Origin of the sequence: Chitinophaga sp. (assembly GCF_036569185.1) — a bacterium.
Taxonomy (GTDB): Bacteria; Bacteroidota; Bacteroidia; order Chitinophagales; family Chitinophagaceae; genus Chitinophaga.
In genome coordinates this window covers 1-11,908 of record NZ_DATCRD010000120.1, presented here as the reverse complement: position 1 = coordinate 11,908, position 11,908 = coordinate 1, and the positions used below count along the sequence as shown (strand labels likewise).

The following is an 11,908-nucleotide window of genomic DNA, read 5'->3' as shown; positions in this document are numbered from 1 at the left end:
CTGTTATACGAACCTGTTCCAGTGGGCCGGCTGCGCCGCTGCCGAAAAAATGGCCCGCACCATCGGCAACGAATCACTGCTGCAAAAGGCTATTGAACTGAAGAACCGCGCTGCTGCACATATTGAAAGCTGCTACGACCCGGTAAGAAAAGTATATACCAATGCCGCCGGCAGCCAGCACCTGGATGCCAGTACCCTTCAGCTGATCATGATGAACTACCTGGACCCCGCTTCAGAACGGGCCCGCGATCATCTCATCGCATTGGAAAAAGAACTGAAAACACCCGAAGGGCTATTTTACCGCTATCGCCATTCCGACGATTTCGGTAAACCCAAAACCACTTTCCTCGTGTGTGCGTTCTGGTATGTAGAAGCGCTGGCCTGTGTGGGCCGGCTGGAAGATGCCCAGCGGGAGTTTGGCAAGCTGCTGCAATACTCCAATCACCTGCTGCTTTTCAGTGAAGATGTGGAATCCGATACCGGCAGCCAGTGGGGTAATTTCCCGCAAGCCTATAGTCACGTAGGACTGATGAATGCCGCCTACCGTATTGCCATGAAACTGGATACCCCCATTTTTCTATAGTAGATTTATATATAAATTAAAGGAGAGGAGTTTCGTGGCTCCTCTCCTTTTGTTATTTAAACGCTTTCCCGGTTGCGTAAGGTTCTCAGCAAATGCCGCACCTCATGATAACTTCGCAGGTAATACTGCGCTGCAGATACCTGGCTGCCTACTTTAACGGTAATGGCTTTATGCGGAAGCGCTTTGAAGATATCTTCGTCTGTCACATCATCGCCCATCGCCATGATGAAATCGTATTTTTTATGATTCAGCCAGCTCAGGGCGGCTTTGCCTTTATTTATTTCTATATTCTTTACTTCTATCACTTTATCGCCGGGCAATACCTGTAATCCTTTTTCCACCGTGAAGTAGCGTAAGGTATTCATCAATTCATTGGCTCGTAATTCCCCGAGGCCGGATTCCACCTTGCGGTAATGCCATACCAGCGAGAAACTTTTTTCCTCGATAAATGCACCGGGAGTACGATCGGCAGCCAGTTCCATAATAGGCCGCAGTTCCTTCTTCCATTTATCGGTAAGGCCGGGCAGCTGGTACCACTCTCCTGCTTTGGTTTTTTGCCAGGCGCCATGTTCTGCAATAAGATCCAGGTTCAGATGCCCGAACCACTCTCCCAGCGTTTCATGATTCCTGCCACTGATCATCACCAGGTCGTTGCCCGGTATGGCTGCCAGCTCCCGCAGTAACTGGTACAGGTCCGGATCAGGTGAGGCCATATCAATATTGGGCTGGAAACCCACCAGGGTACCGTCATAGTCCAGGAAGATGATCCGTTTCTTACTGTTGAAATATTGTTGCCTGATCAGCACTGCTGTTTCCTGGTTAACGCGGCGCGCCAGCATGTTCTGCTGCATCTCGTTCACTTCCTGTAAACGGGTCATAAACAATTTCACCCAGTGGTTGATATTGAACTTCGCCACTACGGTGCGCATTTGTTTCATGCGGCGTTGCTGCTCCGCTAACGGCATGTTCAGCGCATCCACAATGGCGCGGGTAATAGCCCCGATGTTGTTGGGATTTACGATGATAGCATCAATTAATTCTTTAGATGCACCGGCCATCTCGCTCAGGATCAATACGCCATCGTTATTATTGCGACTGGCAACATACTCCTTGCTCACGAGGTTCATGCCATCGCGCATGGGTGTCACCAGGCAGATGTCTGCAAAATTGTAGAGGGCGGATAATGTTTCCAGCGGGAAGGAACGGTAGAAATACTGGATGGGATGCCATGCCAACGTGCGGAAACGCGCGTTGATATTTCCCACCTGTTTATCTATTTCATCGCGCAGCTCCTTGTATTGTGGCACCTGGTCGCGCGAGGGCACCACTATCATATACAGCACCACTTTCCCGATGTATTCCGGGTGCAGCTGCAGCAACAGTTCAAAAGCCTGGAGGCGTTGCAGTATTCCCTTGCTGTAGTCCAGCCGGTCGATGGAGAGCACGAGACGGTCGTGCTGGAAGTTTTCCTTCAGGTAATCGATCTGTTGCAGTACCTCGGGATCACTGCCCATTGCTGCATATTTATTGAAGTCGATGCCCATGGGGAATGTTTCCACTACAATTGCGCGGTCGTTGTACGACACCACATTGGCAGAAGTATTTACCGGCAGGATACGGCTGGCGGCATTGAGAAAGTGGCGGGTGTCATCAAAAGTATGAAATCCCATCAGATCGGCGCCCAGCATACCTTCCAATATCTCGGCCCTCCATGGGATGAGGCGGAACAATTCAAAAGACGGGAATGGTATATGCTGGAAAAAACCGATGGAGATCTCCGGCATCTCCGCGCGGATCATTCCTGGTAACAGCAGTAACTGGTAGTCGTGAATCCAGATAGTATCACCGGGTTCCGCTACTTTCATAATAATATCCCTGAATTTTTTATTTACCTGGTAATAGGCATCCCAATAACTTTGTTCATAGTGGGCATAAACAGCCATATAGTGGAAAACCGGCCACAGTGTTTCATTGGAAAAGCCTTCATAGAAGTTATTGATTTCATCCTGTGTCAGGTAAACCGGCATCAGGTTCATTTTCCGCAACTGTTTTGTTACTTTCTCCTGTTCTTTCTGGTCGGTGATTTCCTGGCCCGGCCAGCCTATCCAGATATTATTTCCCTCCCGGTAAATGGATCCAAGCCCGGTGGCCAGGCCTCCTTCACTGGGTTGAAGGGTATAATCCCCGTCTGCTTCTGTAATCTTTACTGGTAACCTGTTCGATACAATAATAGTCTTTCGCATAGTCAGTTTATATAATCTATTGTTTAATTACATTCAATTGGAATAGCACCAACAAAACAAAAAATACACCCAAAAGAGCGGAACCTACATATATAAATAAATACAATGCTGCTGCAATGGCTATGGTTCATCAACAGGGTTTATCCGGAGCGGATAAAGGGCCAAACCTGTACATGTGTGAAAATGCAAGATAAACATTATCAGGGGGAAAAGGAAGTAAAAATATCTCTCCCGCTACGATCTGCGGCCGAGTGTCATTAATACCACTCCACATATAACAATGGCAGCGGCGATGCCGATCATGGAGGTGACGGCTTCATTACCAATGGCCCATCCCAGGAAAAGGGCTACAATAGGATTAATATAGGCATAGGTGGCGGTGAGCCGTGGCGGTGCATTTTTAGATAACCAGCTATAGGAAGTGTAGCCTACCAGTGAACCGATCAACACCAGGTAGAGATAGGCCTGCCAGGCTTCAGCAGTCATCAGTGGTAATTTGGCGATACCGCCGGGCTCCAGAACGAAGCTTACCAGCAGGGAGAACACTCCGCCAGCCAGCATCTGGATAGCGGTGCTGGTAATCTGGGCAGGCATAGGCAACCGCGGTACCAGCAGCGTACCAACGGCCCAGCAGATATTCCCGGCTACGATAACAATAACAGGCCACAGGGGAAACTGCCTCTCCTCATGGTGAACAAACGGGTTGAACAACAGGAACAACCCGGCAAATCCTACTATGATGCCTAGCATGGTCATGCCGGATGGCCGCCGCTTACTAAAGAAAGCCCAGTCCATACCCATGATCCAGGCGGGCATAGCGGCCACCATCAGCGCTACGATCCCCGAAGGCATATAATTTACCGCCACGGCCACGGTGGTATTCCCGATACCGATCAGCAGCACACCTATTAAGCAGGCAGCCATTAACTGGCGGCGCTCCGGCCAGGTCTTTTCCCGGAGAGCGCCTACCAGCAACAGGATACTGCCGGCCACCAGGAAACGCATAGACGACAACAGGAAGGGCGGTACTACTTTCGTGGCTATCTTTATCCCGAGATAAGTGGAACCCCATATAATATATACAGCCAGGAGGCAGAAAATCAGTTTTGACGACAATACCGGCTTAGTGTTCATGGCTTCTTTCTTTTGGTGCGTTGATAATTCCGGGTTACTTTATTTACATCTCCGCAGGTGCTCATGCTGCACCATTTACGCGATCCGTTGCGGCTTTTATCCAGGAAAAGCCATCCGCAGGCGGGGCATTCTTTTACTTCCGGTAACTGGCCGGAGGTAAACAATTCAACGGCCGATTTTATGGGCCACCAGTATACCTGTTCCAATGCGGGCGCATTGAATTGTAAGGCGCCTGCCCCGGCCACCCAGCTGATCTCGATATTGGCGTAGGCCTCCCCGATGTAAGTATTGAACTGCATACTGTCTGCCGCAGCAGGCTTCTTTTTAGCCAGGCTTGCGATAAACAGGCGGTGCAATAATTCCCTCAACGCGATGCTTTTCTCAAAAACTACTCCCGCTTTTTGCGGGTAATCTTTCGCCAGTCGCTCCAGGGTATGGATAATTTTGGGAGATAATGCCCGGGTATGCCCATACCATTCCAGCAGGTCTTTAAAACCTTTTACATAATCGTGCGGTATTCCTTTCTTGCGGTTATCGATGGTGTTCACAAAATCGAGGCATAAAATGCCCCCGTCGAGCCGCAGTGAGGAGATCAGTTTTTGAGCAGACATTGGATGTTGTCTTATTCAGGATTATGATGATTACAATGATTCCGCGGATATTTTTTTGAGCGGTTTTATTTGGTTTTGTAAAGGTAGTCTATATTATTAACCGGTAAAAGTTATTTTACCGGTTAATAATAAACGGGATAAAAACAGGGTTGCTGTTTATTTATGAAGATGCTTGAACTATCTATAAACAGTAATTTTATAATCAACTACTTATCTTATAAAAAAAGACCCCTTCCGGGGCCATTTTTTATAAGATAATGATAGTATTTTAATATCCGCACCGATGGGGACAGCATGATCTTTTCATTTTATCTCCTGAGGATACATTAATTATTTTACATATACTTCAATAATCGCATTTGTAGGTCTTCTTGGTGCAAGAAAACTATCTACCTGGTGGTAATGTTGCTTCAGTTCCCCCCTTAATGCAAAGGGATAAAAGTTGTTTAAAGTGGGGGCATATTCATAAATCACCAGGTCGTAATGATGGTCCTTTATCTTCTGTGTGAAGGTAGCCAGCTGCCGGTTAAACATCCCTACTCCCAGGTGGTACCATAAGGGGTAATCGGGACCAGTTTCCAGTTTATAGGGCATGGCTGCAGCCAGCGGGGTAAGCTCCGACATATTTAATACTTTGATATCGCCCTTCTTTTCAGCTACCACGGGAAGCGCCATGATGTTCTCCATACCTTTCACAGTAGATGCGGGCATGTATATTTTGCGGAAAGGCTTCAGGCTGGAATATACCCATGATGATACCGGCACATCGGTAGTATCAGTATTCACCATAAAATTATGACGGTTTACCACATTCTCATGACCAGGGCCTGTGGCGGCAATTTCCTGTGCGGGGAACAAACGGTCGGTAAACCGGCCTATGTATTTCCACCAGGTGCCAGACCACCAGAAGAGCACAAGGAAAGTAGCTCCCAGCAAAGGACGGAACGAGTTGATATTTATCTTCAGTAATTCAATTAAATAAGAAGCAATAAAGGCAAACGCAAAACTGTGGAAAAAAATGTTATTGTCTGGCGGCGTATAACTGGTTACCTGGAAAATGGCGGCTTCTCCCAACATGCCCAGCGTGAGCAATGCAAACAATACTTCCCGGCGCTGCTGCAACCAGGCGCCCCACTCCTTTACTTTTGCCACGATACATAATACCACCAGCACCACGTAACCTTTGATCCAGCTGGAGCTACCAAATATTTCATCGGTAAAATCGTTGATAGCCAGGCGGGAACTGTGAGGCGGCTGCCCATGATTAAACCAGTACCCGAATCCCGGCATGAGGGGCAGGATCATGATGGCCGCTACCAGGGCAAACATACCTACAAAAACGGGCAGGTCCAGCCAGCGCCTTGTTTGCAGGCTGTTGTAGGCCAGGAATAAAAGACACAACATAAAGGCCATTCCGCCTCCATCCTGCTTGGTAAAAACAGACAGGAAAATAAAGAAGGCTGCCCCCAACATATTGCCATACTTACGTACACGGCTATCTGAAAATAGCGCGCGGAACAGGAAGCTAAGCCCCACCAGTTCAAATACGATCACCGTATGATTGTACCAGGGCCAGAAATTAAAGAAGGAATAAGACAGTACAAATACCAGTACTGACAGGAGTCGCACGCCCGGTTGCACTCCCATGCTTCGCATAATGGAGCGGAACGCAAACCCGGCCATGATATTCAGGAGCACCTGCGCTTTTACCAGGGAAATAAGCTCAGGCCCGAACAGTTTAAAAAAAATAGCAGGGAAAATCCAGAACCCGTAACCGAGCGGGGTGCCAAAATCCCTGAACGGAATTTGCCCGGAGGATATCCGGTAGGCGCCTTCCCAGGAGAGGAAAATATTAACACGGTACGGGAATGTTACAAATAACGGCACCAGGGCCAGCGCGATGATAATGAAGCTTTCTGCAATGGCAGGGCGACCGCCTTTCAGTGAAAATTTGGGCATAGTAGATTGGGATTCGCTGTAAAATGCTGATTATCCAGTAATATGAATGGCTGCAAAAGTAATCGAATAAATTGTAATTTAGGCCCATCTAACTGATCAAACAACTCCAGGTTCCGTGAAATTTTTAACGTTGCTGAGACCCAAACACTGGGTAAAGAATGCCTTCCTGTTTATTCCCCTGTTCTTTGCGGGAGAGATATTCAATACCTCCAAGCTGCTGGACCTGGCAGTGGCTTTTTTCGCCTTCAGCTTTATTGCCAGCAGTATTTACATACTCAACGATTACCGTGATATGGAGGCAGACCGCCAGCACCCGGTGAAATGTAAACGTCCACTTGCTTCCGGCACCATCAGCAAACCTGCTGCCCTGGCCCTTTTCGTGATCTGTATTGTTGCCGGCTATACCCTCGGCTCCCTGGTGGGTCAGAAGTTTGTGTTTGTACTGAGTACCTATTTTGTATTGAACCTGCTTTACTGCGTTGGACTAAAAGACATCTCCATTCTCGATATCCTGATCCTCTCCACGGGATTTGTACTGCGCGTAAAAGCCGGTGGCGTAGCTGCCAAACTGGCCATCTCGGAATGGCTGGTGATCATGGTGTTCCTGCTGGCGCTTTTTATGGCCATCGCCAAGCGCCGGGACGATATCCTTATTAAAATGGACTCGGGGAAGGAGATGCGGAAAGCCGCCAAAGGATATAACCTCGACTTCCTCAACGTAATGCTGGCCCTTGTTTCGGCGGTGATCATCGTATCTTACCTGATGTACACTATTTCGCCTGAAACCCAGGCCAGGTTCCATACCTACCGGCTTTATTACACCACCCTGTTTGTAATTGGCGGATTATTACGATATTTGCAAATAACCTACGTGGAGAACAGTACTGGTTCTCCCACTAAAATCCTATACAAAGACCGTTTTATTCAATTAACCATCCTCCTGTGGGTCCTGAGTTTTTATGTATTAATTTATTTACCGACAGATAAAACTTTTTTTGAATAATGCAAAAACGGTTAGCCAACTGGGGGAACTACCCTGCTGTTGCCAGTGATGAACATGCTTTTACCCGGGAAGACGAGCTTCGCAATTATGTGGTAACCAATACACATATGATTGCACGGGGTAATGGCCGCTGCTACGGCGATGCCTCCCTGGGCAAACACAGCATCTCCATGCTGAAATACGACAAGATGCTTTCCTTTGATACTGCTGCAGGAGTGATGGATGTACAGGCAGGCGTAACACTGGACCAGATACTGGATATTATTGTTCCCCAAGGATGGTTCTTACCGGTTACCCCCGGCACCAAATATATCACCGTAGGCGGCGCCGTTGCCTCCGATGTGCATGGAAAGAACCATCACGTGGATGGTGCATTTTCCGGGCATATCATCGATATGGATGTATTAACCGCCAGTGGCGAAACCGTTTGCTGCTCCGCCACCCGGCACGAAGACCTGTTCTGGGCCACCTGTGGAGGCATGGGCCTCACCGGGGTGATCACCCGGGTAAAGTTCGGGCTTAAAAAGATCAGCACAGCCTATATCCGGCAAACACAGTTAAAGGCGAAGAACCTGGAGGAAGTGATCCGGCTGTTTGATGAATACAAGCACTACACCTACTCCATGGCATGGATCGATTGCCTGCAGAAAGGCGATTCCTTTGGCCGGAGCATCCTTATCGTTGGCGAGCATGCTACCCCGGAAGAACTGAATGCAAAGCAAAAAGCAGCCCCGCTCACGTTACCGGCTAAACGAAAGCTCACAGTTCCTTTCAATCTCCCTTCCTTTGTGCTCAATACCTTTACCGTAAAAGCCTTTAACTGGTTATATTACGGGAAGAATTATAAAAAGGTAATGCATAAGGTGATCCCTTATGAGCCTTTTTTTTACCCCCTGGATGCCATCCTGCACTGGAACCGCGGTTATGGCAAGGCGGGTTTTGTACAATACCAGTTCGTGGTATCCCTTGAGCAAAAAGACGGCCTGATCGCCATCCTGAGAAAGATCAGTGAAAAAGGATGGGGCTCGTTCCTCGCGGTATTAAAGGTATTTGGCAAGCAGGACAGCCTTATCTCCTTTCCCATGGAGGGATATACCCTGGCGCTGGATTTCCCGATCCGTAAAGGATTATTTGAATTCCTGGATGAACTGGATGAAATAGTACTGCAATACGGAGGCCGTTTGTACCTGTCGAAAGATGCCAGGATGAAGCAGGAAATTTTCTGGAACAGTTATCCAAATGCCGGCAGGTTTGCCGAAATTGTAAAACAATATAACCATGACGCGCGTTTTGAATCCCTGCAATCGGAACGTTTATTACTGACGAAATAGTTTCCAAATACCTCTCATGCCTACCCTTTTAATACTTGGCGCAGGTTCTGACATGGCGGTTGCCATTGCCCGGAAGTTTGCGTCTGAAAAATATGATATCCAGCTGGCCGGCAGGAACACTGCTGCGCTTGTGCCACAACAGCAGGATTTGCAGGTGCGTTATAACGTTAACGCTACTACGCACTTGTTTGACGCCACCGATTTCGGCTCGCACAGCGGCTTTTACGCCGGTCTTCCTGCCGTGCCCGACATGACCATCTGTGTTTTCGGCTACCTGGGCAGTCAGGAAAAAGCCCAGGAGAACTGGGAGGAAGCTGCCACTATTATCAACAGTAATTATACCGGCGCTGTTTCTATATTAAATGTTGTAGCAGAAAGCTACGCAGCCAGGAAGCAGGGAACCATTATAGGCATCAGTTCGGTAGCCGGTGAAAGAGGACGGCAGAGCAATTATATGTACGGCAGCGCGAAAGCGGGTTTTACGGCTTATCTTAGCGGACTAAGAAACCGTCTTTTTCGTAGTGGCGTTCACGTGATGAGTGTGCAACCCGGCTTTGTAAATACCCGTATGACCAGTCACCTGCCCCTGCCCCCACTGCTTACCGCACAGCCGGAAACAGTGGCCACAGCGATTTTCAAAGCAGTGAAACGAAAAAAGAATGTGCTGTATGTAAAGTGGCATTGGAGATACATTATGCTCATTATCAAATTGATACCTGAAGGTATTTTCAAAAAATTGTCATTGTGACCATTGCCTTTTTTGACTTTGACGGAACGATCACCACTAGGGATACCTTGTGGGAAATTATCCGCTATCACAGGGGCCGGGCCGCTATGTACGCCGGCGTAGTGCAACTGCTGCCGCTGCTGCTGCGCTTTAAATTAAAGCTACTGCCGGCGCAGGAGATGAAAGAAGAAGTACTCACGTATTTTTTCGGGGAGATGCCTGCCGCGGATTTTTCCGCAGGCTGCGAGCGCTTCTGCAAGGAACAGCTGCCTTCGCTGATCCGCCCGCAGGCATTGGCAGCTATAAAGGATCACCAGCGGAAGGGGCATCATGTAGTGGTAGTTTCTGCCTCTGCACAAGACTGGGTAGCGCCCTGGTGCAGGCGGGAAAACATCGTTTGCCTGGCTACCCGTCTCGAAGTAAAAAACAAACACCTCACCGGTAAGATCCAGGGAATCAATTGTAACGGCGTGGAAAAAGTAAACCGCATCCGCGAAGCTTACCGCCTGGAAAACTTCCACGAAATATACGCCTACGGCGATAGTGAAGGCGACCGCCCCATGCTGGCGCTGGCGCAGCACGTATCATTCAGGCCCTTCCGGTGATCGCCTTCGGCGATCTAAATTGTCTGACTCAGGATTATGATGATTTCGCTGATTACACTGATTTTTACTTTTTGAATTATAGTTAGGGAAGATGAGAAGGGGGATATCCGCTCACATCTTCTTAATTATAACAAATATTCAAAAAAAATAAAATCAGTGTAATCAGCGAAATCATCATAATCCTGAGTCAGACAACATCCGCAATAAAAAATGCCTCGCCATTACGGCAAGGCACTTTCTATTATTGTAACAGATTGATTGTACGAAGTTGCTTTATCAGGCAGCTTTGGCTTTCTTCATCTGCGCTGTAACCACTGCAGGTTTCAGTTTAATGATGCCGATGAAGTTCAAGACCTTCATTACCTGGTAGCTTGGGTCCAGTTCATACCATTTCTTGGCAAAGTTAGGACTGTCTTTAAACTTGTGGTGGTTATTCTGGAACAGTTCACCCAGTAGTACAATACCCCATGGGGAAGTGTTTCTTGAGTGGTCGTTGTTGTCGAAGTTCTGGTAACCATATTTGTGACCGCACCAGTTAACGATAGCGCCTTGTACAGGTCCCATCAGGAAATGGATAGGCAGCAATAAATAAAGATACCACATGCCGGCAGGAACAAACGCCACATAAAATGCTACATATGCTGCCATCCAGAGGAAGCGGGTAATGTTGCTGTCGCCGAATTTATCCATAGCATCCCATTCCGGTAATGGTTCCTGGGTAAATTTAGGATCCACTTTGCTGGTACGGGTTACAAAACCATTGTAGATTTTGCGGGTCTGCACCATCATGCCCCATACGTCTTTGAAGAAGTGCGGGGAGTGCGGATCATGCTCAGTATCGCTGTACTCATGGTGCATGCGGTGCATAACGCCATAAGCTCTTGGAATCAGGTATGATGAACCCTGGAAAAACCAGGTACTGAAATAAAAAAATCGTTCCCAGAACTTGCTGGTAGTATACATCTGGTGAGATGCATAACGGTGTAAATAGAATGTGTGAAAAAACAAGGAAAAGAACCAATGCACACAAAAGAATATCAGGATCGCCGTCATTTCAATACTTTATAAAGTGACAAATAAGCGTCAAAGGTAAGCTAATTAAGCCGATATAAAGACAGTACCACCAACCCCGGTGGTGAATAAAATGTTAAAATAAATTTAAATTCTAATTTTTCTTTACCCGACGTAACTCTAAGAGATTCATACCGTTATTACTGAATCCGGAGATATTGGGCTGTACCAGCCGAACCACTTCATCATAGAACAGCGGCACCACCGCGGCGTCTGCCATGATCATATTATCCATTTCCCGGTATTGGGCATAGCGGAGGCTGTCGTTGTTCTCCTCCAGCGAGGCTTCATACAGCCGGTCGAAAGCCGGGTTATGATAACGGGTATAATTAGGCGGCGCAGGATTTTTCCTGTAGAACATGGCCAGGTAGCTTTCTGCATCAGGATAATCGGCGATCCAGCTGCCCCTGAAAAACAACGCCTGGGATTTGGCGGTTTGCTCCAGCAGCAGGCTTTTCTGTACAATCTCCACTTGTATGCGGATGCCAACATTTTCCAGCTGGTTAGCCACATAGTTAGCCAGGTCTGCGTAAATGGGAATAGACAATAGCTTAATTACGGGCAATCCTTTACCATCCGGGAAACCGGCTTCCCGGAGTAGCTGCCGGGCCATGGCGGGATTACACGGATACCCTTTTACC

11 protein-coding genes are annotated in these 11,908 nt (G+C 47.9%); 5 read left to right on the top strand and 6 right to left on the bottom strand.

The window, feature by feature from the left end:
• A partial coding sequence (locus VIM72_RS08585) for a glycoside hydrolase family 15 protein (RefSeq protein WP_332002427.1) occupies positions 1-583 on the top strand: 583 nt, incomplete at its 5' end.
• A gap of 56 nt (positions 584-639) precedes the next feature.
• Here VIM72_RS08585 and VIM72_RS08580 read toward each other — a convergent pair.
• The 4 genes from VIM72_RS08580 to VIM72_RS08565 form a co-directional block, all read right to left on the bottom strand.
• Complete coding sequence (locus VIM72_RS08580) at positions 640-2,826, bottom strand: bifunctional alpha,alpha-trehalose-phosphate synthase (UDP-forming)/trehalose-phosphatase (RefSeq protein WP_332002426.1); 2,187 nt, start codon at positions 2,824-2,826, stop codon at positions 640-642.
• A 234-nt stretch (positions 2,827-3,060) separates the two neighbouring features.
• Positions 3,061-3,960, bottom strand: coding sequence for an EamA family transporter (locus VIM72_RS08575; RefSeq protein ID WP_332002425.1), 900 nt, complete (start codon positions 3,958-3,960; stop codon positions 3,061-3,063).
• Positions 3,957-4,571, bottom strand: coding sequence for a CGNR zinc finger domain-containing protein (locus VIM72_RS08570; protein WP_332002424.1), 615 nt, complete (start codon positions 4,569-4,571; stop codon positions 3,957-3,959). Before VIM72_RS08570 ends, VIM72_RS08575 begins: the two co-directional genes overlap by 4 nt.
• Before the next feature lie 330 nt (positions 4,572-4,901).
• A complete protein-coding gene (locus tag VIM72_RS08565) occupies positions 4,902-6,530 on the bottom strand; it encodes a hypothetical protein (protein ID WP_332002423.1) in 1,629 nt (542 codons plus the stop codon).
• Between the two features lie 115 nt (positions 6,531-6,645).
• Between VIM72_RS08565 and VIM72_RS08560 the strand changes: the two genes are divergently transcribed.
• From VIM72_RS08560 to VIM72_RS08545, 4 genes are read left to right on the top strand one after another with little or no spacing between them, the layout of a single operon-like run.
• A complete protein-coding gene (locus tag VIM72_RS08560) occupies positions 6,646-7,533 on the top strand; it encodes a decaprenyl-phosphate phosphoribosyltransferase (protein WP_332002422.1) in 888 nt (295 codons plus the stop codon).
• Positions 7,533-8,864 (top strand): FAD-binding oxidoreductase, encoded by a 1,332-nt coding sequence (locus VIM72_RS08555; protein WP_332002421.1) that lies wholly within the window; start codon positions 7,533-7,535, stop codon positions 8,862-8,864. The genes VIM72_RS08560 and VIM72_RS08555 overlap by 1 nt, the downstream gene beginning before the upstream one ends.
• Before the next feature lie 16 nt (positions 8,865-8,880).
• Positions 8,881-9,612, top strand: coding sequence for an SDR family oxidoreductase (locus tag VIM72_RS08550; protein WP_332002420.1), 732 nt, complete (start codon positions 8,881-8,883; stop codon positions 9,610-9,612).
• Positions 9,609-10,196 (top strand): HAD-IB family hydrolase, encoded by a 588-nt coding sequence (locus tag VIM72_RS08545; protein WP_332002419.1) that lies wholly within the window; start codon positions 9,609-9,611, stop codon positions 10,194-10,196. Before VIM72_RS08550 ends, VIM72_RS08545 begins: the two co-directional genes overlap by 4 nt.
• Before the next feature lie 276 nt (positions 10,197-10,472).
• Here the strand turns inward: VIM72_RS08545 and VIM72_RS08540 are convergent, their stop codons facing one another.
• The gene (locus VIM72_RS08540; protein WP_332002418.1) at positions 10,473-11,249 is read right to left on the bottom strand and encodes an acyl-CoA desaturase; all 777 of its coding nucleotides are present in this window, start codon (positions 11,247-11,249) and stop codon (positions 10,473-10,475) included.
• A 112-nt stretch (positions 11,250-11,361) separates the two neighbouring features.
• Positions 11,362-11,908: ABC transporter substrate-binding protein (locus tag VIM72_RS08535; protein WP_332002417.1), on the bottom strand; the 547-nt coding region annotated here is incomplete at its 5' end.